The sequence below is a fragment of the Oricola indica genome (assembly GCF_965227485.1).
Taxonomy (GTDB): domain Bacteria; phylum Pseudomonadota; class Alphaproteobacteria; order Rhizobiales; family Rhizobiaceae; genus Oricola; species Oricola indica.
On the sequence record NZ_OZ245747.1, the window covers coordinates 3,619,644 to 3,643,527 of the forward strand.

21 protein-coding genes and 1 tRNA gene are annotated in these 23,884 nt (G+C 60.1%); 11 read left to right on the forward strand and 11 right to left on the reverse strand.

What is annotated here, in order from left to right:
- From ACQK2M_RS18145 to ACQK2M_RS18170, 6 genes are all read right to left on the reverse strand, one after another.
- Positions 1 to 900 (reverse strand): LysR family transcriptional regulator, encoded by a 900-nt coding sequence (locus ACQK2M_RS18145; protein WP_238484244.1) that lies wholly within the window; start codon positions 898 to 900, stop codon positions 1 to 3.
- 712 nt (positions 901 to 1,612) lie between these two features.
- Complete coding sequence (locus ACQK2M_RS18150) at positions 1,613 to 2,293, reverse strand: SGNH/GDSL hydrolase family protein (protein ID WP_425418942.1); 681 nt, start codon at positions 2,291 to 2,293, stop codon at positions 1,613 to 1,615.
- 28 nt (positions 2,294 to 2,321) lie between these two features.
- On the reverse strand, positions 2,322 to 3,278 hold the full coding sequence (locus tag ACQK2M_RS18155) for an ABC transporter permease (protein ID WP_425418943.1): 957 nt from the start codon (positions 3,276 to 3,278) through the stop codon (positions 2,322 to 2,324).
- 1 nt (position 3,279) lies between these two features.
- Positions 3,280 to 4,218, reverse strand: coding sequence for an ABC transporter permease (locus ACQK2M_RS18160; protein ID WP_425418944.1), 939 nt, complete (start codon positions 4,216 to 4,218; stop codon positions 3,280 to 3,282).
- Between the two features lie 50 nt (positions 4,219 to 4,268).
- The gene (locus ACQK2M_RS18165; RefSeq protein ID WP_425418945.1) at positions 4,269 to 5,762 is read right to left on the reverse strand and encodes a sugar ABC transporter ATP-binding protein; all 1,494 of its coding nucleotides are present in this window, start codon (positions 5,760 to 5,762) and stop codon (positions 4,269 to 4,271) included.
- Positions 5,763 to 5,853: 91 nt separating this feature from the next.
- Entirely contained in the window at positions 5,854 to 6,924 is a 1,071-nt protein-coding gene (locus ACQK2M_RS18170) for a substrate-binding domain-containing protein (protein ID WP_425418946.1), read from the reverse strand.
- A gap of 378 nt (positions 6,925 to 7,302) precedes the next feature.
- Here ACQK2M_RS18170 and ACQK2M_RS18175 point away from each other — a divergent pair, with 378 nt between their 5' ends.
- Both ACQK2M_RS18175 and ACQK2M_RS18180 read left to right on the forward strand, forming a co-directional pair.
- On the forward strand, positions 7,303 to 7,947 hold the full coding sequence (locus ACQK2M_RS18175; RefSeq protein WP_425420083.1) for an SGNH/GDSL hydrolase family protein: 645 nt from the start codon (positions 7,303 to 7,305) through the stop codon (positions 7,945 to 7,947).
- A gap of 48 nt (positions 7,948 to 7,995) precedes the next feature.
- Positions 7,996 to 9,087, forward strand: a complete 1,092-nt coding sequence (locus ACQK2M_RS18180; RefSeq protein ID WP_223477052.1) for an ROK family transcriptional regulator — start codon at positions 7,996 to 7,998, stop codon at positions 9,085 to 9,087.
- Positions 9,088 to 9,608: 521 nt separating this feature from the next.
- On the opposite strand, the gene ACQK2M_RS18185 is transcribed toward ACQK2M_RS18180, so the two are convergent.
- Positions 9,609 to 9,698: transfer RNA gene (locus ACQK2M_RS18185), tRNA-Ser, on the reverse strand.
- A 294-nt stretch (positions 9,699 to 9,992) separates the two neighbouring features.
- On the opposite strand from ACQK2M_RS18185, the gene ACQK2M_RS18190 reads away from it, so the two are divergent.
- The 4 genes from ACQK2M_RS18190 to ACQK2M_RS18205 all read left to right on the forward strand — a co-directional run bounded on the left by ACQK2M_RS18190 (position 9,993) and on the right by ACQK2M_RS18205 (position 14,821).
- Positions 9,993 to 11,099 carry a pyridoxal phosphate-dependent aminotransferase gene (locus tag ACQK2M_RS18190; protein WP_425420084.1) on the forward strand — a complete coding sequence of 369 codons (1,107 nt, stop codon included), beginning with the start codon at positions 9,993 to 9,995 and terminating at the stop codon, positions 11,097 to 11,099.
- Positions 11,100 to 11,131: 32 nt separating this feature from the next.
- On the forward strand, positions 11,132 to 11,800 hold the full coding sequence (locus ACQK2M_RS18195; protein WP_425418947.1) for a YitT family protein: 669 nt from the start codon (positions 11,132 to 11,134) through the stop codon (positions 11,798 to 11,800).
- 438 nt (positions 11,801 to 12,238) lie between these two features.
- A complete protein-coding gene (locus ACQK2M_RS18200; protein WP_425418948.1) occupies positions 12,239 to 14,197 on the forward strand; it encodes an ice-binding family protein in 1,959 nt (652 codons plus the stop codon).
- Between the two features lie 96 nt (positions 14,198 to 14,293).
- Positions 14,294 to 14,821: a L,D-transpeptidase gene (locus ACQK2M_RS18205; protein ID WP_425418949.1), complete on the forward strand. Its 528-nt coding sequence runs from the start codon at positions 14,294 to 14,296 to the stop codon at positions 14,819 to 14,821.
- Between the two features lie 146 nt (positions 14,822 to 14,967).
- Here the strand turns inward: ACQK2M_RS18205 and ACQK2M_RS18210 are convergent, their stop codons facing one another.
- The gene (locus tag ACQK2M_RS18210; RefSeq protein WP_425418950.1) at positions 14,968 to 16,026 is read right to left on the reverse strand and encodes a peptidoglycan-binding protein; all 1,059 of its coding nucleotides are present in this window, start codon (positions 16,024 to 16,026) and stop codon (positions 14,968 to 14,970) included.
- 217 nt (positions 16,027 to 16,243) lie between these two features.
- Positions 16,244 to 16,510, reverse strand: a complete 267-nt coding sequence (locus ACQK2M_RS18215) for a sel1 repeat family protein (protein WP_223477057.1) — start codon at positions 16,508 to 16,510, stop codon at positions 16,244 to 16,246.
- A 413-nt stretch (positions 16,511 to 16,923) separates the two neighbouring features.
- Between ACQK2M_RS18215 and ACQK2M_RS18220 the strand changes: the two genes are divergently transcribed.
- From ACQK2M_RS18220 to ACQK2M_RS18235, 4 genes are all read left to right on the forward strand, one after another.
- Positions 16,924 to 17,265 (forward strand): DUF2147 domain-containing protein, encoded by a 342-nt coding sequence (locus ACQK2M_RS18220; protein ID WP_425418951.1) that lies wholly within the window; start codon positions 16,924 to 16,926, stop codon positions 17,263 to 17,265.
- Positions 17,266 to 17,750: 485 nt separating this feature from the next.
- Positions 17,751 to 17,927, forward strand: a complete 177-nt coding sequence (locus ACQK2M_RS18225) for a hypothetical protein (RefSeq protein ID WP_425418952.1) — start codon at positions 17,751 to 17,753, stop codon at positions 17,925 to 17,927.
- 82 nt (positions 17,928 to 18,009) lie between these two features.
- On the forward strand, positions 18,010 to 18,669 hold the full coding sequence (locus ACQK2M_RS18230; RefSeq protein ID WP_425418953.1) for a DUF805 domain-containing protein: 660 nt from the start codon (positions 18,010 to 18,012) through the stop codon (positions 18,667 to 18,669).
- Between the two features lie 133 nt (positions 18,670 to 18,802).
- Positions 18,803 to 20,260, forward strand: coding sequence for an AMP nucleosidase (locus tag ACQK2M_RS18235; RefSeq protein ID WP_425420085.1), 1,458 nt, complete (start codon positions 18,803 to 18,805; stop codon positions 20,258 to 20,260).
- A 25-nt stretch (positions 20,261 to 20,285) separates the two neighbouring features.
- Here ACQK2M_RS18235 and ACQK2M_RS18240 read toward each other — a convergent pair whose 3' ends face one another.
- The gene (locus tag ACQK2M_RS18240) at positions 20,286 to 20,861 is read right to left on the reverse strand and encodes a cupin domain-containing protein (protein ID WP_425418954.1); all 576 of its coding nucleotides are present in this window, start codon (positions 20,859 to 20,861) and stop codon (positions 20,286 to 20,288) included.
- 297 nt (positions 20,862 to 21,158) lie between these two features.
- On the reverse strand, positions 21,159 to 22,151 hold the full coding sequence (locus ACQK2M_RS18245; RefSeq protein ID WP_425418955.1) for an acyltransferase family protein: 993 nt from the start codon (positions 22,149 to 22,151) through the stop codon (positions 21,159 to 21,161).
- Positions 22,152 to 22,355: 204 nt separating this feature from the next.
- Here ACQK2M_RS18245 and ACQK2M_RS18250 point away from each other — a divergent pair, with 204 nt between their 5' ends.
- Positions 22,356 to 23,642, forward strand: coding sequence for an MFS transporter (locus tag ACQK2M_RS18250; protein ID WP_223477064.1), 1,287 nt, complete (start codon positions 22,356 to 22,358; stop codon positions 23,640 to 23,642).
- Positions 23,643 to 23,884: the final 242 nt, after the last annotated feature.

The window sequence follows — 23,884 nt, forward strand, 5'->3', positions numbered from 1 at the left end:
TCACGGCCGCCACGGGAAGGTGGATATGATATCCCGGATTTCCTGGCGGACCGTGCGCATCAGCGCACGAAAGGTCGGAGACATCGGTTTGCCGGTGCTCGTCGCCAGAAGCAGTTTCCGGGTCATTGCGGGCTCGAATCGCCATACCCTGACCTTGTCTGCCTGGACCAGCGAATGCACGGTCGCATAGGGGAGTATCGTATAGCCCTCCCCCTCCTCCACCAACAGCAGGGTCGAAGGCATTGCTTCCAGCTCCAGCTCGATCTGGGCAACGATGCCTTCCTTCGCGATCGCGCTGTCGATGAGACGGCGCAAACCGTGCGGACGGCTGGGTAAAATCATGGGAAGCCTTTGGAGGACGTCGAGCTTCACCGTTTGACCTTCGGGGCCATCCTTGGATTGAAACGGGCCGATCAGGCAGAGCTCGTCCTCGACGAGCGGCTCGGTGACGACCGACGGGATCGTGGGCGGATTATAGAGAACAGCAGCATCGATACGCCCTGCGGTGAGCCACTCCAGAATATGTCCCGAGAAGCCCTCGATCACGCGCGGCGTCACATTCGGGAACTCGTTCTTGATTTTCTTGACGAGAGGAACGGTTAGCACTGTTCCGACCGATGGCGGCACGCCCAGTACGAGCTTACCTTGGGGGGATTTTTGCATCGCCGAGACGATGTTCTTCGCATCCGCCGTCCTGTCGAGAATTTCATCGACGAACTCCTTCATCAGGACGCCCGCCTCCGTCAGCAAGACGCCCCGCCCTGTCCGATAGAACAGCTCTACGCCGAGCTCTTCCTCCAATTGCCGGATGTACCGCGTAACCATCGGTTGAGTGACTGACATTTCAAGGGCGGCCTGCGAAAGGCTGCCAACCCTGGCGACCACCTGAAAAGCAGTCATTTGTCGAAGTTCCATAGTTACATTCTAGCACCCAACCCATTGAAAGGGAAAGGAATTCTCCAAAAAACGCCAGAGGTACACATCTACTCTCTCGCTGCATCGGACACCGGAAAACAACTATCAAATTTCAGTAAATGCGTTATCGCCAAGGATTGGAATTTACGTCGGGTCAAATTGACCTTGTTTGTTCAGCGTCAAGCTGCTGAAGCGCTGGGAAACGCGATTTTCTTACAGCGATTCCTGGCAATCATCACTTGCCGCCAGCACACAGAAAAACCGTGTTCACTTCGATTGGTGATGACGCATCGAAAATAGAATGAAGGCTGTGGAATGAATGCTGCAAATCGCAGGGCTCATTGAAGCCACCATGTGACGATTGCCGTGATTGTGATTGCGGCCATTAAGACGTTAGCGCGCCTGTCATAACGCGTGGCAATGCGCCGCCAGCTCTTGAGGTTTGTGAACACATCCTCGATTGTAGAGAGTTGTTTGTATTAGGTTTTACAAGACGCTGCAGGCCATCTTTCAAGACACAGATGACGTCCGAAATGATCCGGCGCTCATCCACCCGCGCCACCCTGTGCGACTTCGGGAAGAATGGCACGATCTTCGACATCCGGGTGGGCGAAAGCAGTAATGGATCAGGGTGGCAAACTCCTTTGCCACCCTGATCCACGCAACGCCAATCAACGCCGATTATTGAGGCCTGAGCCTAAGCTGCCTCGGCTGGAGTCCTGGCTAAAATCTCCTTCACCTTCGAAGCAATCGCCACGCCGAGATCGATATTGTTTTGCGTCGTGAAATGAATCCCGTCGCAGCCATCGGTCGTGATGAAGTCGCTTGCATCGACGAAATCGATTTTCATGAAATCAGCCATGGCCCGATATTGCTGGCCGAGTTCGGCCGTCTTCTCGTGTCCGCCGCCGAACATTCCCTGGAAGTATGGATGAGGCATGGGCGTCAGCGGTGGTGGCGCGATCACGAGGCATTTCGGCGCAGGATACGTTGTGCCGACACCGCCGCCGCCTGTCAGCACCTGGCCGACCAGCTTCGCCATGCCATAGGCGATGTCATAGGGTGTTCTATTGAAGAACGGCTTGGTGTCGTTGGTGCCGAGCATGATGATCACCAGGTCGAGCGGCAGATGACTGGCAATGGCCGACGGCAGATACTGGCTGCCGTTAAGGCGCGGATCGTTCGGGTCGTCGGCGCTGGTCGTGCGCGCGCTCAATCCTTCCTCGATGATGTGGTAGCCCTGTCCGAGTTCCGCTGCCATCACCCCTGTCCACCGCTTCTCGTAGGGATAGCGCAAGGTGGGCGATCCCTCCACGACCGGGATCCAGCCCCAGGTCAGAGAGTCGCCAAAACACAATACGGATTTCTTGTCGGACATTGTTTCCTCCTCGTTTCAAAACATCTGGTCAGTTGGATCTGGCGGTTCTCACGCCGTAGAAAATGGCGGCGAGCAGTATGATCAGCCCCTGCGCGATCAGTTTTCCGGGCTCGTCTATGCCGAAGGTGGTCATCACGACGAACAACAGCGCGAATGACAGGACGCCGAAGAACGGCCCCCAGACACCTCCCTCGCCGCGCCCGAAGACAACGCCTCCGAGGATTGTCGCGGCGACCGCGAGGATCGGCAGATCGAGCCCGACGCGCACGCTGCCGACCGCGATCGAGGCCGTCTGAACCAATGCGGCAATGGCGGCGATGACCCCGGCGATCATGTGGGCGAGGATCACCGTGCGTTCGACGGGAACCCCGGCAAAGTGCGCCGCCTCGGCGTTTTCGCCGACCGAGGTCACGTAGCGGCCAAACACCGTCTTCGACAGGAACAGCGCCATGATGGCGGTGAGGAACACCCAGAAGATAACCGGTGTCGGCACCGGCCCCAACTTGGTGTTGTAGATGTCGTTGAACACGGAAGGCACGTCGCCCGGCGGCTTGCCGCTCGACAGGAACTGCACGAACCCGACCAGAATGATGCTGACGGCCAGCGTCACGATCACCGCCGAAACGCGCCGCTTCGCGACCATCACGCCGTTGAAGAGACCGATCAGCGTGCCGGTCGCCAGCGCCAGCGCGACGAAAAAGGCGACTGATGCGCCGGGAAACAGGCCGGATGATATGAAGTAGTTGACGAGCAGGATCACGCCGCCGCCCGAAAGGTCGATGCTCTTGACCCGCATCACCAGCAGCTGCCCGAGAACCAGAACGCCGAGCGGCGCGACCTGGCGGATGAAGATGCCCAAGATGTTGGCGTTGAGCATATGCGGACGAGCGATCCACAGGATGATCATCAGAATCGCGAAGACGAAATAGGCGGGCGGAATCCGCGTGACTCGCTGGACGACGGCGTTGTTCAGGGCAGCAGCCATGTCAGAGCCCCATCTTCTTGCGCGATTGCAGGCCGACAACGAGCAGTAACAGGCTGCCCTTGATCGCCGTCTGGATGAAGGGTGAGACGTTTGTCAGGTTCATGCCGTTGGAAAGAAGCGCCAACACTGCCGCGCCGATCACGGTTCCCTGCAGGCTGCCTATGCCGCCGGAAAGCTGGGTGCCGCCAATGGCGACCGCGGTGATTGCGTCGAGTTCAAACAGCAAGCCGACATTCGGATCGCCGGACACGATCCGGCCGGCGAGAAACACGCCGGCAAGCGCGGCGAAGCAGGACGAACACACATAGGCGAGCACGACCGTGCGCTTGTCGGCGACACCGAAATTGCGCGCGGCGTCATGGACCCCCGAGGCGATGCCGCCGCCGATCGCAAACAGATGCAGGCCGAACCGCGAACCATGCAGCAGTTTCCAGGCAACCAGAATGACGAAGACACCCCAGTAGACCGGCATCGGTACTCCGAGAAAGGTTTCCGACACCGCCCAGATGACGACATCCGGCACGGTCCCGCCTGAAACCGGCCGCAGGATCCGGGTGATGCCGAGGATGATGTACTGCATCGCCAGCGTCGCGATGATGGGGTGGACATTCAGCCGCGTGACGACGAAACCGTTGGTCGCACCAACAAGCGCGGCGAGGATGAAGACTGCGGGAATGAGAACGTAGCCGGGCCCGTCAAGCGCCAGGATCGCGGTGGTGAAGCTGATCAGCGACCCGACTGACAGGTCGAGCCCGCCGACGACGACAACGAACATCTGGCCGATGGCCGTTATGACCAGCGGCATCGCCTGCGCGACGAGATTGAGCAGGTTCTCCGGATTGGCGAATTGCTCCGTCCGTACGGCGAGAAAGCCGCAAATAATGACCGCGAGGACCAGCGGCAGCATCCACATGCCCTGCCGGCTCTGACTTCCGGTCATCAGTCTTCTTATACTCCGGCTCATACTTCTCCTGCCCGGTCTTGCCGCCGTCACGCGCTCAGCGCGGCGTCGAGGATGTCGTGCTCGGTCGCCGATGCCGCCGGCATTTCCGAAACGACGGTATTGTCGTGGATGACGTAGATGCGGTCGCACAGTCCGATCAGCTCGATCGTCTCGCGCGAAAGGACGAGCACCGCACCACCCTTGTTTGCGAAGTCGCGCAGCAGCCCGTAGATTTCGGATTTCGCGCCGATATCGACGCCACGCGTCGGCTCCTCGATCAGGAGGATGTCCATGTTCGCGGCGAGATAGCGCCCGAGCAGGACCTTCTGCTGGTTACCGCCGGAAAGCGAGCCGACGATGGCCGACGGACCGTCCGCCTTGACGTTCATGCTGGCCATGACGTCGGCGACTGTGTTGCGATGCCCTTTTGCGACCGACAGCTCACGCGCCCTGGCATGCAGCCCGATGGCGATGTTGTGCTCCACCGGCAACCCGAGGAAGAGGCCTTCCTCCTTGCGGTCTTCGGGGACGAAACCCACGCCGGCCGCCTGCAGCTGGCGAATGCCGCCCTCGTGTCCGACCGGCAGGGAAAGCCCCTTGCCCTTGATCGTGACGGTGCCGCCGAAGGGCTGGAACTGGCCAACCAACGCGCGCAGGAATTTCTGCTGTCCCTGCCCCTCGAGGCCGGCGAGCGCGACGATCTCGCCCTTCGAAACATGCAACGAAAAGGCTTTCGAGGCCGTGTCGATCCTGAAGTTCTCGACGGACAGGATTTCGTCTCCGGCCGCTTTTTCGCGCGGCGGAAACAGGTCCTGCAACTCGCGGCCGACCATCATGGCGATGAGCGACGCCGGCGTCATTTCGGAGAGCGGCCGGGTACCGATGAGCGTGCCGTCCTTCAGGACGGTCACCGTGTCGCAAATGGCGAATATCTCGTCCATCCGGTGGGAAATGTAGACGACCGCCTTGCCCTCGTCGCGCAAACGCCGAATGTGACGGTTCAGAACCTCGACGTCGGCGGCGTTGAGAGCGGCCGTCGGCTCGTCGAGAATGAAGATCGAGGCGTCTGCCTTGATTCCGTGTGCGATTTCAACGAATTGCCGCTCCGCGATCGACAATTCCGAGACAAGCGTTTCCGGATCGAGTGTCAGGCCGAGTTCGCCGAGCGCCTTTCGCGTCTCCGCGTTCATCTTGCGGTAGTCCACCGTACCGAACCGCGTCACCGGCTCGCGGCCAAGGAACATGTTCTCGGCGATCGTCAAGTTGGCGAGAAGCGATAATTCCTGGAAAACGGTGGAGATGCCGGATTCGAGCGCCTCGCCAGGGCTGGCGAAGGCGATTTCGAGACCATCCTTGCGGATCGAGCCGCCGTCAGGCTGATGGACGCCTGCGAGAATCTTCATCAGAGTGGACTTGCCGGCACCGTTCTCGCCCATCAGCGCGTGAACGCTTCCCGGCAACAGTTCGAGCGATACCCGATCGACAGCAAGGTTGCCGCCGAACGACTTCGATATGTTCGACATCTCGATTAGATTGACCAACACCGGCCTCCCCGGAAAATTCGTCCTTGCCCCGCGATCGCGACCGCCGGACCCGAAAGTCCGGCAGCCACCATCTCCCGGGAGGAGACTATTACTTGCCGTAGAGTTCCTGCAGCTTTTCTTCGGAGAGCTCGGTCGGCCACCACACATTCGCCGAGAGGTCGGGACGGTAGTATTCTTTCGCCTTCTCGACAGTCCAGCCATCGGGGTTGTAGTCGTAGTGCTTGTACAGCTCCTTGCCTTCCAGCAAAGCAACAGCCGCACGGACACCCGCGGCGCCCTGGGCCGGGGCATATTCCGCCGAGATCGAATCAAAACCGTCGGCGATCCACTGGCCGAAATAGCCATTGTTGCCCTCGCCCGAAATCGGCGGGATCGGCGTGCCGAACTGCTTGAAGACATCGACGCAGGCGCGCGTCATATCCGCGCCCGAAGACCAGATCCCATCGACACTCGGATTGTTCAGATAAAGGGTCTCGCAGAGCTTCTTGGCCTTGTCGTACTGCCAGTCGCCGTGCTCCTCGGCGAGAACTTCGATATCCGTTCCCTCCAGAGACTGCTTCAGCCCGTTGTAGCGATTGGTGTCCTCCGGATGCCCGGCAAGACCGCGAAGAACCCAGATCTTGCCGTCGTTTCCAACCTTATCGACAAGCCAGTCGCCCATCACCTTGCCAAAATGCTCGGCCCCACCCTGAATTTCGGTGGTGAATGCGTCGCTCTCGATACGGCCGGTATGCAGTACGACCGGAATTCCCGCGGCGACGGCCTTCTCGATCGATGCGTTCGCGGATGTCGAGGTAACCGGCTGGACAATGATCGCGTCCACTTTCTGGGCGATCAGGTCCTCGATATCGGCAACCTGCTTTTTCTGGTCGAAGGCAGCGTCAAGCAGGATGAACTTGTTGATACAGGAGTTCTTGGCAGCCGCTTCCTCGGATTCATGAGCGACCTGAACCGTCCAGGTGTTGGCGTTGACGCCGAAGTGGCTCATGCCGATTACCCAGCCGCAATCCTTCTTGTATTTCCCGGCCTCCACCATCGGATTATCGCCGGCGCGCGGCGTGACGCCGTCCATCAGGTTGACATCCTCGGCCAGAGCCGCGCCGGAAAGAAATGTCGCGGCGAGAAGCGCTACCGCCGCCGCTGTTTTATTGAGTCTCATAAGGTCTTCCTCCACATTTCAGGCTCCATCAGATCGCCTTTCGAAAGCCGCTGACGCCCGATAACTCAGCCGGCTCCCGTCGCGGACGCCTTGCCAAGGCAAGTCGTCACACATCGATTGCGGGTCGGGGTCACAAGACAAAGAGCTTCCCTGCCGCGGCAATATCGTCGCTGCGGTTTGGACTTGCACCGAGTGAATTGGGACCTCCCCCAGCCCTCATTCAACACGTTCCGGCTTGCGTGTCAATAATTAGTCAGATTGAATGATTATCTGTGAAGCTTGTCTCGAAAGCGATGCGATGTCATGAATGCGATCCTCGAGGCTGGCCGAACTTTCGGCGAACCTGTTGCTTTTTTTAATCTTTTCAGGGCGATACGCATCATGCGAACAGTTCTGTGTTACGGCGATTCCAACACGCATGGCCAAGCGCCTGGCGGGACACCGCTCGACCGTTACCCACTTTCGAAGCGTTGGCCCGGTGTTCTGGCACGCGAGCTCGGCACCAAATGGTACGTCATCGAGGAAGGCCTGAGCGGCCGCACGACCGTTCACGATGATCCGATCGAAGGAGCAATAAAGAATGGCCGGACTTATCTTCGACCCTGCCTGATGAGCCACGCCCCGGTGGATCTCGTGATCATCATGCTGGGTACCAACGACCTGAAAGCGCGTTTCGGCCAGCCTGCCTCGGAGGTCGCCATGGGCATCGGATGCCTGATCCACGACATTCGCGAATTGGCGCCGGGACCAAATGGCCGGACGCCGGAAATCATGGTCGTTGCCCCTCCCCCGATGCTCGACGACATCAAGGAATGGGAGCAGATATTCAAGAACGCGCAGCCGAAATCCAGGGAGCTCAACCTGCAGTTCGAGATCATGGCCGACTCACTGGAGGTCCATTTCTTCGACGCTGGTTCTGTCTGCGAATGCGATCCCCTGGACGGTTTCCACATCAACGATTCTGCGCATCGGGCACTCGGCGAGGCGCTTGCGCGTGAAGTGGAGGCAATCGGCTGGAAATGATCGGTTCGAACATCAAGTTTTCGGAAGCGAATGAAACGGTGCGCGGCCATGCCTGACATGCGCTTCGCTCCCCCCAATCCGTTGCGTATCGCCGACCGCGCGACCGGCCTGAATGCCGTCAGCGTACGCAGTTACAACGAGCGTCTGGTGCTTTCGCTTCTGCTTCAGAACCAATCGGTGACGCGACTCGAAATAGGCGAACGGACCGGCCTTTCCGCGCAGACGGTCTCGGTGCTTGTGCGCTCTCTTGAGCAGGAAGGCCTTGTCGCCAAGGGCGAGGCGCAGAAAGGCCGTGTCGGACCGCCGACCGTGCCGATTTCACTCAATCCGGAAGGCGCGTTTTCAGTCGGAATCAGCGTGGGCAACCGCCAGACCGATGTCGTGCTGATCGACTTCATCGGCGCGGTCCGTTTTCACGCCACATTGCCCAATCCGGAACCAGGGGCAGGCAGCAATCACTCGGAATTTCTGGACACGATTCGGAACGCTGTTTCCATGTTGCCCGCAACCGCGCGTGTGCGGCTCGCAGGCGTCGGGCTGGCACTCCCGCAAAGCGTCTCGAAAGGGCGCGACGAAGAACCCTATTTCCGGGCGCTTCAGGAAGAGATCGAGGCAACGCTCGGCATTTCGGTTTTCGTCCAGAACGACATCACCTCCGCCGCGAGCGGCGAAAGCATGTTCGGCGTTGCCAAGCAGCTCACCGACTACATGTTTTTCTATCTCGGAGCCCGCTTGCACGGTCGGCTCGTGCTCAACCACCAGATCCATGCCGGCAATTCCCCGATCAGCTTCGATGTGGGGATCGCTTCACTCGAGAAGGTATTGTCCGAACATGGCGAACCCCTTGAGCCACTGTGGGAACGCGCTGGCCAGTGGCCCGATTATGGCGGGCTTGTCAGCGCATGGGAGGAACAATTGATCGAGCAGTTGCGGCAGTCCCTCGCCGCTGTGAGCCAGTTCGTCGAGTTGGAGACTGTTGTGCTTTCTTCCTACGCCCCGAAGAGCGTTTGCGAGGACATCTGCCGCAAGCTGCAGGACGCGGTGCCGGGTGTCAGAGCCATTGCCGGCACCCTCACACCCTCGCCAAAAGCAGTCGGCGCCGCCAGCTTGCCGTACAGTTCGCGATTCATGGTCGAGTGAATCGCGGCTACGCTTTTTCGGCAAAACATCGCTGTTTCCGAAATTCGAGACCCGGGCGCTTGGTCGGCTGAACTGCATCGTCACCCGCGATCATCGAAGATAAAAACGAATTCGCGGCGCCACGTGCTCGCCATCCTCGTCCGGGCAACGATCACATAACCACTTCGAGATGTCCGTTTTCTGCCCGACCCCCATTCGCTCGGCTCGCACCGCAAGCAAATAGTGCGATTGCCATTTGTGATCTCTCTCGAAAGGAGATTCTCGCGATAGCGGCGTTACAAGTGCCAGATTTAAAGTGAAGGTGGCCAGTACTCGAGGTCAGTTCTCGTATTCAGGATATGGAAGCACATAACGTCCTCACGGCATCAGGGCCGCGGCCCTCGTCCGAAGTACGCTTGTTTTCCCAGCTTGCTCATGAGCTGCCTATTGACCCTGCTTACGGCAGTTGGAGTTCGCACTCCTAACGACAATCGAGGGAAAATTAATCTGTCAGAGAACTACATAAACCAAGGCAAAACAAATGGCGGAGAGGAAGGGATTCGAACCCTCGAGACGGGTTACCGCCTACTCCCTTAGCAGGGGAGCGCCTTCGACCACTCGGCCACCTCTCCATGCCATGAAATCCATCGGGATTTCGGCCTGACCGACTCGATTGCATCGTGACCGCAAGGCCGCGCGGCAACGCTATCGGTGGCAGGCTCTTTGCCACGTCCGCAGCGGGACTGCAACACCTGATCGGCTGGCCGACGCGACGCTTTTTCGCCGACCTTTCCTCTACGATTGAGGAAAACCGGACGTTTCCATCGCAACGCAGCGTCATCGGGGCAGAAGAGGCCGGCCTGCGCATGCCAACTGCGCTTGACAGTTGCCGAAAGTCCGGTTTGCTGGCGAGATCGAAACCGGAGATGTGCATGCCGAAAGCCAATCCGCTGGTTGCTTCCCTCCCCGCAAGCACACCATTTGTCGGGCCGGAGCGGCTCGAACGCCAGAACGGACGTCTGTTCAAGGCCCGCATCGGCGCGAACGAATGCAATTTCGGAGCCTCCCCGAAAGCCATTGAGGCGATGGACCGCGCGGCGCGCGAGGATGTCTGGAAATATTGCGACCCGGAGAACTGGGACCTGCGCCAGGCGCTCGCCGCCCATTGCGGTGTCACACCCGATGAGATCGTGGTCGGCGCAGGTATCGACAATCTGCTTGGCACAACCGTGCGCATCTTTTCCGATGTCGGCGATGCGATCATCAATTCCGACGGTGCCTATCCGACATTCAACTATCACGTAAACGGTTACGGCAGGCGGCTCGTCACGGTGCCCTATCGCCATGACAAGGAGGATCTGCTGGCGCTTTCGGAGGCTGCGCGGCGCGAAAATGCGAAGATCGTCTATCTCTCCAACCCCGACAATCCGATGGGGACGTGGTGGGACGCAGCCGCGATCGAAGGTTTCATCGCCGGGCTCCCATCCGAAACACTGCTGATCCTCGACGAGGCCTATGGCGAATTGGCCCCGCCGGGTGTCCTGCCGCAGATCGATACCGGACAGGCGAATGTCATCCGCATGCGCACCTTTTCCAAGGCCTACGGACTGGCCGGGCTGCGCGTCGGCTATGCGATCGGGCCTGCCGAACTGTGCACGGAATATCACAAGGTGCGCGACCATTTCGGCGTCAACGTGATGGCGCAAAAAGCCGCGCTCGCCGCACTGGCGGATACGGAATGGCTGGCTCAACTGACCACGCAGTTCGAGGCTGCGCGCAGGCATATCGAACGGATCGGCGTCGCCAACGGGCTCGTACCAATCCCCTCGGCGACGAACTTCGTGACGCTCGATTGCGGCCGTGACGGCGATTTCGCGATGCGCCTGCTGCAGGAACTCAACGCGCGAGACGTGTTCATCCGCAAGCCGATGGGACCGGGCATCGACCGCTGCATCCGGGTGAGTTGCGGGCTGCCGCACGAACTCGATTATCTGGAGGCCGCCCTGCCCGAGGCATTGCACGCGGCGGGCTAGCGCGCAGGGCGATTGCGGTCTACTTTGCTGCAATGCAAAAAATACCCGAAAACGCGAATTCCGCCGCAGCCGAGACGCCGAATCCCGCCATTGCAGGTTTCCGGAAATCGCGACATAGCCTCGCCGAGGACGTATTCGCGATCGCCATCGGCACAGCGCTCGTTTCTTTCGGTGTCTTTCTCTATCAGCAGTCGTCGCTGGTGCTTGGCGGGCTCGCCGGTGTCTCGCTCATCCTGGACTATCTCACACCGTTCGGCTTCGGCGTCATCTTCTTCGCGATCAATCTGCCGTTCTATCTCTTCGGCGTCGGGCGGCTCGGCTGGGGCTACATCATCCGCACCTTCGCCGCCGTCACAGCCATGTCGTTGATGGTGCGGTTTCTCCCCCAGGGTATCGATATCTCCGGCGTTCATCCGCTGGTCGCATCGACGATGGGCGGCGCGATGATCGGGCTGGGGCTGCTCGCCCTGTTCCGGCACGGCGCGGGGCTCGGCGGCGTCAATATCCTCGTCGCCTTCCTGCAGGAAAGGTTCAATCTGCGGGCCGGCTATGTGCAACTCGGCATCGACCTGGCGATCCTCGCTGCAGGCAGCCTTGTCGTATCGCCGGTGCAGTTGCTCTGGTCGATCGCCGGAGCGGTCATTTTCAACATGATCCTCGGCGTCAACCACAAGCCGGGCCGCTACATGGCCTTCAGTTAGGCCTGCCCTGCCTCTCAGTCCCCACGGCCTCGATCCCTTCGTGAAGCCATGGCTCGGGATCCAGAGACATTCAACATCGCGGCCGGGCGTTCCGCTGCGTCCAGACGACTCTCGCGCGCTTCGGGGGCCGCCAAAACAACGCGATGTGTCAGCCGTAATTAAATAAAAAGCGGATCTGTTTTCGGTTGCGCAATTAACAGCCGCGCTCTATTGTAATTTTCTTCCACCCAAGAAAATATTTTTGGATAAATACTAGGCGGCTCACCTCTTCTTCCGCCTTTTTAATTTTATCGATTCTTCTTTTGTGTCCATGATTTCACGTGCTTTCTTCTAAAAGACGTACTCTAACTCATTCAGGACAAAATCATGAACATTATTAGGGCCTTAGACTCCTCGGCGGATGCCCTGTTCAGGAGATGCGACCGAGTGGGGTCCGGGGTGATCGCAGCATCCGCGCTGCGAGATGCCGGAGATTTCGAGGCGCGTTTCCGACGCATGCGTTTCGCGGCGGGCGCGATAGCGGCCCTGGTACCGCTTTCGGCGTTCAACGTCCCCGGCGCGCAAGCGCAGGATCTGGACAGTTTCGCGATCCTTGCCGGCTCGGGGATCACGAATACCGGTGCGACAACCATTTACGGAAATATCGGCTCCAGTCCGACCGGCAGCTACACCGGATCCGGAAGCGTGACGCAAACGGGCTCCGTATATCTGGCAAATGCCGTCGCCGCGCTGGCGCAGAACGAGCTGACCACTCTCTACAACTATCTCGAGGGACAGCCGACCTCACTGGGTGGAGACCTCACCGGTCAGGAACTCGGCGGCATGACCCTGCTTCCAGGCGCATATAATTTCGATAGCTCGGCCGGCCTTTCGGCGGGCCAGACGCTGACGCTCGACGGCAATGGTGATCCAGATGCCACGTTCGTCATCAATATAGGGTCGACGCTCACCGCCGGAAGCGGATCGACGGTTCTGCTTCAAAACGGTGCGCAGGGCGGAAACGTGTTCTTCCGGGTTGGAAGCTCTGCAACACTGGATACATCAGCCAATTTCGTTGGGCAGATTGTTGCCTATACAAGCATCACGCTCAACACATCGGCGGACATACTGTGTGGCGCGGCCCTCGCCCGCAATGGAGCGGTTGCCCTGGATTCCAATACGATCGGGATCTGTGTCCTGACGTCGGGAACCTTCGTAGACTCGCTGGACGATATGGACGATTCGACGGAGACGAGCGGCAATGCCACGAGCGTTGCCGACGCGCTGGACGATTATGTCTCGAATGGCGGAATCCTTCCTCAAAGCTTCACCATTCTTGCCGCACTCATGACGCCCCAGGAGCTCGCCGACGCTCTCGAGCAAATGGCTGGCGAAACAGCCACCGGCGTGGCCCCTACGGGCATGCAGGCCATGGACTCCTTTCTCGATGTCGCCCTCAACCACCGAAGCTTTCCCACCGCGCCCGCGGCCCCTGCTGCACCGACGGGGCCGGCGACTGTAAGCGTTCTGGGCTATGCATCCCCCACCGACACTGCGTCGGACGAGCCGTTTCTTTCCATCGACGCCGACCGTCCGCCGCCAAGCTTGTCGACCTGGGCGGGCGGCTACGGCGGTTACCGCGAAGCCGGAGGCGACGCGGTGGCAGGTACACATGAGCGCACTTCGCGCGACTACGGGCTGGCGCTGGGCGTCGACTATCACTTCGACAACAACACGACGATCGGCATTGCCGTTGCAGCAGGCCGTTCGAGTTTCGAAATCGGAGAACTCGGCAGCGGCAACGCGGACACATATCATGTGGCGCTTCACGCCCGTACCGAAACCGATGCCGTTTATCTCGTCGGCGCGGTTGCCTATGGCTACAGCGACGTTGACACCAACCGGACTGTCACGATCGCCGGAACAGACAGCTTTAACGCCAATTTCGCGGCAAATGACGTGGCCGGGCACATCGAGGCGGGCTACACGCTCGGCTGGATTACCCCCTATGCCGCGCTTCGCGCGCAAACCTTCCGAACGCCCGCCTATAGCGAAGTGACGGTTGCCGGCGTTTCGACCTACGCTCTCGACTACGAAGCGCGCACCGCGACCTCCATTCGCAGCGAACTCGGCGTCGGTGTGGAATGGTCCCCCGACACGACGCTGACGCTCAGCGCGCGGGCCGCATGGCTTCACGAATACGGATCGGACACGGGCGTCGCCGCCCAGTTCCAATCGATCGCGGGAGCCGGTTTTAGCGTCGCAGGTGCCGAGTCCGACACAGATTCCGTGCAAGTTTCCGCCGGAGCGGACGTGGGTCTGTACGACGGCCTGTTTCTTGCCTCGTCGATTGGCGGAAGGTTCGGCGTCAACGCCCAGGCATATTCGGGCAATATCAAGCTCGGCTACAGCTGGTAGGTTCCGGAGCGGGCGCCCGGGCAGACAGTCAGGAACAAGCGTTCAGAGCAATGCGCCGGATCGGGTGACCGATGGGCCGGACAACGAGGTTATGTCATGCGTACAGTCCGCCAAAGCATCGGCGCGCCGGCACTATCTGGCATTCTCGGAGTGGTGCTGAGTCTCGCATTTCCGCCCCTCGCCGCAGCCGGCGTGCAGGTCGCATTCGAGGACAATGTCAAATCGGGCACGATCGTTATCCGCACGCGAGAGCGTCGGCTTTATCTCGTGCTCGGCGGCGATCGCGCCATTCGCTATGTGGTCGGCGTCGGGCGCAAAGGCTCGCAATGGGCGGGAAAGTCGGCCATCGAAGGCAAATTCATACGTCCCAACTGGGCTCCCCCGGAATCCATCCGCCGCGAGCACCCCAACCTGCCTAAACTGATCGCCAGCGGTTCCCCTTCCAATCCCATGGGCGCCGCAGCGATGACGCTTTCCGGCGGCTCCTATGCGATCCATGGCACCAACTCGCCGAAATCGATCGGGGGCTTCGTGTCACATGGATGCATCCGTATGTACAATGCGGATATCATGGATCTGCTCGACCGGGTCCGGGTTGGAACGCCGGTGCTGGTGACACGCTAAATGTGCGCATTCCGTGCGTGCGCGGGCCGGCTCGGTGCCATTGCTCTGGTCGATGGCCGGCCGGTGCGGTCATTTTCAACATGATCCTCGGCGTCAACCACAAGCCGGGGCGCTATATGGCCTTCAGTTAGGCCTGCCCTGCCCCATCAGTCCACGGGAAACTTTTCTCGGTAAGCCCCGAGGATCATCGGCGCGGTCAGGACAGTCAGTTTCTCGGGAAATTCATTGCCGGCAAACTCCCGGCATTCGAGAGCGGCAGCACGGGTCTTTTCACCGGCAATACCGTCGACGGGCCCGGCGTTGCATCCGAGCGCATTCAGATGCGCCTGCAACTCGCGAATGACCTCCCTGTCGTCTGGCCCATAAAGGCTGACGCCGCTATCGATTTCGATATTGCGCATCCTGAGGGTGATGCCCTCCGGCTGAATGTCGGTGAACTGCGACAGCTTTCCGAATTTCTTCCATTCCGGTCCAAAGCCCGCCATGACCGGACCCAGCGCGAAGAGGAACTTCTCCGGGTGCTTCTCCACGCCCGGTTCGCACTGGTTGGTGATGTAGCAGTGCGGCGCCTGGTTGGTCGCCAGCCCCTCCGCCAGGTGGATCGTTTCGCCGTTGCAGGCGACGCGTATCCAGCCCCGATCGTCATCCGCCCAGCGGATCTTCATCGAGAAACTGTTCCATTCTCCAAAACGGTCGGGTCCGAAGCATGTTTGGTCGAGAAAATAGGCTCCGCGCAGGCTGTCCAGCTTCAGCATGTAGATGAAGTTGTGCAGCAACGGCCCCTCCCAGGAGGCGATGCGCAGACGGCTGTCATGGTTTTGCAGCGGCCATGTCTGGCCGACGCCGAGGAACCCCCATGCGTGCGGGTTTTCGTAGCCGCGATAGCGGAATTCCTTCTCGACGAAGATATCGAAACGATACTCGACCGTGTCGCCAAGCCGTTCGGAAAAGCCACGCGAGAGGATCGAACGCACATTGCCATTGTGGCAATCGGTCTCGCCGCGCCCGTCGCCATAGGGCACGTCGCTGCATTTCCTGTCGAAGATACGAAAGGTGGTGACGCCGTCTTCCGTCACCGGATCGACCGGATTGAACTTGTGGTCCTGCAACCCCGCCGGGTGCGGATCCGCGACCGTACCGACGCAAACCGCCAGCAGCGCGAAAATCACCGCCACGATCCGGCAAAGGACCGACTTCATTCCCATCGCAACATTGCTCCGCACGCTTCCGGTGCGTCGCAAACTAAGGCGCTTTCCCGTGGGAGATCAACGCCTTCTGCGGCAGAGTCATTCACGTTTTTCCCGATACCATGAACGAGGCGGCGCGGACCGCAGTCCATCCCCATGAGCCTGCGGCCCGCCCCGTCCCGATGCACTGTCCGGGAACGTCGCCGCAGCGTGCGGCGATGGCATCAGTATCCGCTCAGTGGCAGGTCATCCACTCGCGCGCTTCGCGCAAGGCGGCCGCGAGGTCGGGCTTCGACATCGTTTCCGCGATTTCCGCGCGCAAAGCGGCGGCGCGGGCGCAGCCCTTGATCGCGGCGATATTGAACCACTTGTGTGCCGCGATCATGTCGACTTCGCATTCGCGGCCGGTCGCATACATGAGACCCATTTCAAAAAGAATGTCGGCATTGTTGGCGGCGCCAAGAGCCGCCATGTCTGCATTTTCCATTTCGATGCGTGCCATTGTCTTTGTCCCCGTTCATTCCTGTTTCAACTCCCGAGACCGCTTTTTTCGTTTGATGTCGCGGGTCGGTGCGATAGGGCCAAGAATGACGCTACCGGCTGAATCGCTCGCTAAAAAGCGTGCTTAATTTCGGGCAAACAAAGTTCAAACTCTTCGTAAACTTGACTCTACGTTAACACATTAACCTATTGATTTTATTTGTTTTAGCGGAAATATTATCGGCAATTTCCACCTGCGCGCTAAAGGCTTTGTTCACCGTGAAGGACGAAGCGCCAGGCGAATCTGCAATAGCCGGGCGGTGGAACGCGTGTGCGCCAACAGCAAAAACCGCGCCTTGAATTCGGAATTACTTTTACGTAATGGTAAGCGACTTTGGCGCGGCATCGGGCCGGCCAGGTTTTCGGGAGGAAACAATGATCCGACAAATCTTTCTTGCCGGCGCCCTCGCCGGGCTCATCGCCACGCCGGCACTCTCCGCTGAGGCCATCGAGGGGACGTGGCTGCGCCCGAGCACAGGAACGCTGGTGAAGTTCGCGCCTTGCGGCAGCGCCTATTGCGGCACCGTGCTCAACGGAAGCTACAAGGGCAAGTCGATCGGCAAGCTGTCCGGTTCAGGTGGCAACTACAAGGGCAAGATCACCGATCTGGCCGCCGGGAAAACCTACACCGGCAAGGCGAAAGTGAGCGGCAACACCATGGACCTGAAGGGCTGCGTCCTCGCCTTTTGCAGAGGCGAAAAGTGGAACCGTAAGTAACCCGAAACTCGACCGATTTGCGAGGGCGGCCTTCCAGTTGGAACGCCGCCTTTTTCTATGCCATGTGTCATTAGTCCAGGACAGCCTTCCACAGGCCAGTCTGGCAACGAACCGTCAATCATCTTGAACCGCACATGAACGACGCCGTCAGCGACCATTCAGCGTCGTGAGGCGATCATCTCCCGAAATAATCATTCGGGGGGGGCGATCCATGCTTATGCGCCGATTTACCGTCATATGTTTCCTCGCCGCGTTCGCGGGCGGAGGGCTGGCGGTGCTGATACAGGAAACCGGACGTTCTCCCTATAGCTGGCGCGCGGAAACGGCACGCGTCTGTCCGCTGGGTTTCACACCGGATTGCCTGCGCCTGATCAATTTAAGTCGCTGACGGCTATCTCGCAGATGAATGCACGCTGAACGGCGATCTCAGCACCGGTTCAGCCGTGATCGTTCATAGTCGCGTCAACGATTGAAGGGACACGACCATGACCACCAGACGCAACCGCTACCAGGCATTCCGAATCGCCGCCCGCGCTGGTATTCTTGCGCTCGCACTGATCGGCCCGCTTGCCGGTTTCGCGGCCGCGCAGGACGACGGATTTCACCGTGGCAACTCGGGCGCCGGTTTCGTGCTTTACGTCTCACTGATGCGCAACGCCTGACGCGCGGCGCTTTACGCTTTCGCGCGATCCGACTACCCTTGCATCAGGCTCCATGGGGGACATGGAGGGAGCGAGGCATCCTATGACAGAGAAAATCTGGTTCTACGCGATCAACGGCGAACAAAAGGGCCCGATCGACGGCGCCGAACTCGATCTCTTGACCGGCGTCTCGACCATCGGGCCGGGTACGCTCGTGTGGCGCGATGGCATGACCGACTGGCAACCCGCCTCCGAGGTTCTGCCAGACATCCATATTCCGGAAGGCTGGCCGAAACGCGCTGCCCCTCCTCCGCCACCGCCGCCTTCCGCGGCGCCGGCTCCAACGGACATGCCCGCATCCGAAGGCGCGCCGTCCTACCAGGAATGGACGTCCACGGACCATCCGACCGATTTCATGGATTGCGTGAAGACCTGCTTCAACAAATACGCGCATTTCCGCGGTCGCGCCCGGCGTCCGGAACTCTGGTACTTCGTCCTCTTCAACTTTCTTGTCAGTATCGGGCTGAACATCGTCGATGGGATGATCTTCGGCTTTGGCAGCGACGTTTCGCTTTTCGGCGGTCTCTATTCACTTGCCGTGCTGGTACCGTCGCTCGCCGTCGGCGCGCGCCGCCTGCACGATATCGGCCGGTCAGGCTGGTGGCTGTTGGTCGCCCTCATACCGCTCATCGGCTGGATCATCCTGATCATCTGGTATGCCAGCCGCGGCGATGACCGAGACAATGAATATGGACCGGCCTGAGCAGTAGGGCGTCGAAACGAATTCGATCGACAATCGCCATTTTCCTGTAGTGATTTCGCCTTTATAAGGCGACATGACCATACAGACTCTTGAAACACTTCCGCAAAATCCCGTCTCGAGCGCAGGCTGCGACATGCCGCCCGCCCAGGAGACGCAATCCTTCACCAACGCAAAAGATGCCGTTGCGGCACTGCAGGCGCTTTACGAGCGCAACACGGCCTTTCTGCGCGCCCGCTTCGAGGCGGTCACGCGCGGCGAGGAACAATCCACCCGCGTTCGCGCCTTCTATCCGATGCTCGAATTCGAGACCGATAGCTATTCCAACGTCGATTCGCGTCTCGCCTACGGCCATGTCGTCGCGCCGGGGCGCTATATCGGCACGATCACCCGCCCGGATCTCTTCGACAACTATCTCGAGACGCAAATCGCCCTGATCATGCGCAATCACAACGTGCCGGTGAAAGTCGGTGAATCGGATACGCCGATCCCGCTGCACTTCGCCTTCCTCGAAGGCACTTATGTCGAACAGGGCGACGCCAACGCCTCCAAGCCGTTGCGCGACACGTTCGACGTGCCGGACCTGAACACGACGAATGACGAGATCGTCAATGGCGATTTCGAACCGCAGCCGGGCCACCCACTGCCGCTCGCGCCGTTCACCGCGCAACGCGTCGACTACTCCCTGCACCGCCTTTCGCACTACACGGCGACCAGCCCGTCACATTTCCAGAACTTCGTCCTGTTCACCAACTACCAGTTCTACATGGACGAGTTCTGCCAGTATGCGCGCGATATCATCGCCAAGGGCGAAGGCGGCTACACCGCTTTCGTGGAGCCCGGCAATCTCGTCACGCAAGCGGGCGATAAAGAGCCCGTTTCCGGTGTCAACCCGGCACGCATGCCGCAAATGCCGGCCTATCATCTGAAGAAGGCCGACAATTCCGGCATCACCATGGTCAATATCGGCGTCGGTCCCTCCAACGCCAAGACCATTACCGACCATATCGCCGTCCTGCGCCCGCATGCGTGGCTGATGCTCGGCCACTGCGCCGGACTGCGCAACTCCCAGGCGCTCGGCGACTATGTCCTGGCGCATGCCTATGTCCGCGAGGACAATGTGCTGAACGAGGACATCCCGCTTTCCGTCCCTGTCCCACCGCTTGCAGAGGTGCAGGTGGCGCTGGAGCAGGCTGTGGAGGAAGTGACCGGATATACGGGCTACGAACTGAAGAGGATCATGCGCACCGGAACGGTCGCGACGATCGACAATCGAAACTGGGAACTGCGTGACCAGCGCGGCCCGGTCCGTCGCCTGTCGCAGTCGCGGGCCATCGCGCTCGACATGGAGTCGGCGACCATCGCGGCCAACGGCTTCCGCTTCCGGGTCCCCTACGGCACGCTGCTATGCGTTTCGGACAAGCCGCTGCACGGAGAACTGAAACTGCCGGGCATGGCGACGGATTTCTACAAGCGCCAGGTTGCTCAGCACCTGATCATCGGCATCCGCGCGATGGAAAAGCTCGCCCAGATGCCGCCTGAAAGGCTTCATTCACGCAAGCTCAGGAGCTTCAACGAGACGGCCTTCCAGTAAGCCGGAAATGCTAGAGTGTCGGGCTCTATTTGAGCCCGGCCAACCGCGCGATCTTGCTGGCGCCGCGGTCGATCAGGTTCAGCAAATAGCGCGGCGGACGCCGGTTGAACGCGATCTTGCGAATATAGCGAGGAACCTCCCATACCGCCGATGTTCCGGCGGGGAAGAAGATGCTGACGCCGGGCTCGGCGCGAAAGACGTTCCCCTCATCATCCGTGATGATGGCTTCTCCCTCGAGAAAGAGCACGGTCTCATCCCAACCGTAGTTCCAGCGGAACCGACCGGCGGTGCATGACCAGTGTGCGCTGTTGGCGCCACCAAGCGTGCCCTGCGAGAGGTATTCACAACGCGCCTTCGGCTCACCTTCCAGAATCCATTCCGGGCGGATCGGAGACGATTTCAGCGCTGCCTTGTCGAGCGTCGCAGCCTGAATGGCGGGCTTTTCCGCGCGGACTGGCGAAGCCAGTTTCAGCTTATTGGCCGGTGCGCTGACGAAGCCGCGAATTACTGTCGGCATGTTTCGATCCCCCAATCGATTTCCGCGAAATCTTCTTGCACCGACCTCGCCTAATTCAGCGTCAAGAACTTTGGTAAATTGCAATTTAACGACGGGATGACATGACATTGGCGAGGCCGCCGTCCGGCGGCGCAGCTTATCGTGGTCGATTGCTTTTTATTCAGCCAAGCCGACCGAACTCTGGCTGACGACCTGTTCCAGAATATCCATACAGCGCCCGGCCATTCGTGTCGGATTTCGGCCACTGGGTCTGAAAGAACTGGCTGGGTACGCTCGCGATGCGAATATCCGCGAAGCCGCGGGCGGCCGGGATACGGCGCGTCGGAGAGCAATGCCGAGCAGTCTCCACTTGTCGCGAAGACCTTAGGAACTTGTCCCGGATCAGGCAGCGGTAGCGGCAGGTCGGGCGCGCCACCACTGCGTCAACGGGCGCTCCAGATAGTGCCAGGACAGCGCCGCGGCCGCGACGCTTGCGATCGAGACGACGATTGCGAGGGGCAGCGGATCGAAATAGTCGTGCAGCGCCAGTTCCCAGGGCGACTGCCAGAGATAGATGCCGTAGGAGATCGTCCCGAGATAGACCATGGGTCGTGCGGACAATGTTCGCGAGATCGCGGATTGCTCCGCCAAGAGATGCAGGATCAGGACCGCCGTGGTGACCTCCACGATGGTCACGCCCAGGATCATCGCGACGGTCACCGAGGAATTGATGCTGAGTTGCACTGCGAGCGCGATGGCGCATCCGATGACAAGCGCCCTGCCCGGTCGCCAGTCGACGAAGGAGATCAACGCCCCAAGGACAAGGCCGGTCAGCCGGTCGTCAAACCGGAAATAGGTGCGGGTTGTATCCTCGAACATGAGCATGTCCGCGACACGCCAGCCCCATAAAGCCATGAATACCGCAGCCAATATCAGGACGGCCGCGCGATCGCGTTTTCCGGCAAGCCAGACGGCGACGAATGGCCAAAAGAGATAGAATTTCATCTCCACGGCGAGCGACCAGGTGTGACCGAAGGTCTTTTCCGCAAAGCCTGTCGCCGCAACGTAGTCCATCAGGTAGGCGGCCGAGTACGCCGCGCCCTGGTACTCGGTATGACCCAGGAAAAGCTGCTGGACCGCCATAACGATCAGCAACATGGCAAAAAGCGCGGGCACCAACCGGACGATACGCTTTCCCAAAAAGCCCGCGAAATCGAAGGAACCGTTCGCGCGCTGTGCCTGCACGATGATGCTTGTGATCAGAAAACCGCTCAGGACGAAAAAAACGGCCACGCCGTAAGACCCGCCCCATGCCATGGGCAGCTTGCAGTGGTACGCGATGACCGCGAAGGCGGCCACGGCGCGCAGACCGTCAAGTGCAGGGTTGTATTTCAAAGGCGTTTTCCGGTTGCAGCTTGCGGACCTGCTGGTATCAGCGGCAGGAGAGACCCGCCCGGCGGAACCTCACACAAACCGGTAAACATCTCGCTACAATCGCAGATTGTATTTTCGCGACACCTTAAGGGCGCTGTATTACCGACGCTTCAAATTGCGCAAACCACGTTCTAGGGTGGCGCAAATCAATCGCCGGACACAGTCATGCCTTTCCTGCCCCGCGCCGTCTATCCGCTCATGATCGGTTCAGCCCTGCTGATGTTCGCGGGCGGTGTGAACGGTCTGATCCTGCCGTTGCGCGGCAGCCAGGAAGGGTTTTCCTCCTTCGCGCTCGGCCTGCTCGGCACGGGATGGGCGATGGGCTACATCCTGGGCTGCCTCGTCATGCCACGAACCGTTGCCCGCGTCGGTCATATCCGTGCATTCGGTGCCATGACGGCACTCGCCGTGGTCTCGGTGCTGGCCTCGCTTCTCGTAATACAATCCTGGGCCTGGGTTCCCTTGCGCGGGGTCGCCGGTTTCGCCTTCGCCGGTGCGGCGATGATCGTGGAAAGCTGGCTGAACGAGCGCGCCGAATCCGCCTCGCGCGGCCGGGTTTTCGGGCTTTACACGATGGTCAATCTCGCCGCCACGACGCTTGGCCAGCTCTCCCTGACACTCGGACCGACATCGACCCATCTGTTCTTCGTGCTCGCCGCCATTTTCTATGCGCTCGCGCTGCTTCCGAGCGGGCTTTATGCCAGCCATCAGCCCAATCCGCTGGTCGGTGCATCGCTCGATCTGCCGACGCTCTGGCGCAACTCGCCCGTTGCCGTCGTCTCGGTCATCCTTGTCGGCGTTTCCAATTCGGCTTTCGGGACACTCGGCGCCGTCTATGCCGACCGGATCGATCTCGATATCGCGACGATCGCCTTCTTCATGAGCTTGGCGATCCTCGCCGGCGCGGGCGCCCAGATTCCGATCGGCTATCTCTCCGACCGGATGGACCGCCGTCTCGTTCTCGTTGCGATTGCCGGCGTCGCGTTTCTGGTCGACCTGTTCCTGATCGTCGTCCAGCCCTCCAGCGTGCCGATGGCGCTCGCCGCTTCGGCCGTGTTCGGCGCATGTATCTTCTCCATGTATCCGGTCATCGTCGCGCATGCGAACGACCACGCTCCGGAGAATTATTTCCTGCGTACGTCTGGCGGCCTGCTGCTGCTGTTCGGCGTCGGTTCGATCGCGGGTCCGCTGCTCGCCGGCGTGATCATGTCGGCAGCCGGCCCGTCCGGATTGTTCATCACGACGGCCCTGACCCATGTCACGCTGATTGGCTATGCGCTCTGGCGTATCCGCCAGCGCGCCGCACCGACCCAGGAGAACAAGACCGACTTCGTGCCAGTGACATCGGCGCGTTATTCGACGATGGAAACGGCTTCACTCGACCCTCGCGCCGAAGAAGAGGAGATAGAAGAGCAGCGTGTGGAGACACCCACGGAAGACGAGAATGGCTAGTCGTGCGAACAAACGTTCGCGCTGCCCGGAAACCACAGGTCAGAGCTCGCTTACTCTGCCTGCGCGCCACAGGGCATGTGAGCAGTGTGCGCAAGAGCACGGACAAGCCATAAATCCGCCGCGGCGCACTGTTTTTCGTTAAAATTGTGGGCTATACGCGCCATATTTTCAAAGGGCGGTAATACGGTGGGCAAGTCGGGCGATTCTGTTCGAGGCCCTCTGCAGGGAGGTATTTGATGAAC

What these genes read in the sequence shown, in the direction of transcription:
- ACQK2M_RS18145 (WP_238484244.1), bottom strand. Translation starts at nt 900, where the DNA reads ATGACTGCTTTTCAGGTGGTCGCCAGGGTTGGCAGCCTTTCGCAGGCC.
- ACQK2M_RS18150 (WP_425418942.1), bottom strand. Translation starts at nt 2,293, where the DNA reads ATGTCCGACAAGAAATCCGTATTGTGTTTTGGCGACTCTCTGACCTGG.
- ACQK2M_RS18155 (WP_425418943.1), bottom strand. Translation starts at nt 3,278, where the DNA reads ATGGCTGCTGCCCTGAACAACGCCGTCGTCCAGCGAGTCACGCGGATT.
- ACQK2M_RS18160 (WP_425418944.1), bottom strand. Translation starts at nt 4,218, where the DNA reads ATGACCGGAAGTCAGAGCCGGCAGGGCATGTGGATGCTGCCGCTGGTC.
- ACQK2M_RS18170 (WP_425418946.1), bottom strand. Translation starts at nt 6,924, where the DNA reads ATGAGACTCAATAAAACAGCGGCGGCGGTAGCGCTTCTCGCCGCGACA.
- ACQK2M_RS18180 (WP_223477052.1), top strand. Translation starts at nt 7,996, where the DNA reads ATGCCTGACATGCGCTTCGCTCCCCCCAATCCGTTGCGTATCGCCGAC.
- ACQK2M_RS18190 (WP_425420084.1), top strand. Translation starts at nt 9,993, where the DNA reads ATGTGCATGCCGAAAGCCAATCCGCTGGTTGCTTCCCTCCCCGCAAGC.
- ACQK2M_RS18195 (WP_425418947.1), top strand. Translation starts at nt 11,132, where the DNA reads ATGCAAAAAATACCCGAAAACGCGAATTCCGCCGCAGCCGAGACGCCG.
- ACQK2M_RS18205 (WP_425418949.1), top strand. Translation starts at nt 14,294, where the DNA reads ATGCGTACAGTCCGCCAAAGCATCGGCGCGCCGGCACTATCTGGCATT.
- ACQK2M_RS18210 (WP_425418950.1), bottom strand. Translation starts at nt 16,026, where the DNA reads ATGGGAATGAAGTCGGTCCTTTGCCGGATCGTGGCGGTGATTTTCGCG.
- ACQK2M_RS18215 (WP_223477057.1), bottom strand. Translation starts at nt 16,510, where the DNA reads ATGGCACGCATCGAAATGGAAAATGCAGACATGGCGGCTCTTGGCGCC.
- ACQK2M_RS18220 (WP_425418951.1), top strand. Translation starts at nt 16,924, where the DNA reads ATGATCCGACAAATCTTTCTTGCCGGCGCCCTCGCCGGGCTCATCGCC.
- ACQK2M_RS18225 (WP_425418952.1), top strand. Translation starts at nt 17,751, where the DNA reads ATGACCACCAGACGCAACCGCTACCAGGCATTCCGAATCGCCGCCCGC.
- ACQK2M_RS18230 (WP_425418953.1), top strand. Translation starts at nt 18,010, where the DNA reads ATGACAGAGAAAATCTGGTTCTACGCGATCAACGGCGAACAAAAGGGC.
- ACQK2M_RS18235 (WP_425420085.1), top strand. Translation starts at nt 18,803, where the DNA reads ATGCCGCCCGCCCAGGAGACGCAATCCTTCACCAACGCAAAAGATGCC.
- ACQK2M_RS18250 (WP_223477064.1), top strand. Translation starts at nt 22,356, where the DNA reads ATGCCTTTCCTGCCCCGCGCCGTCTATCCGCTCATGATCGGTTCAGCC.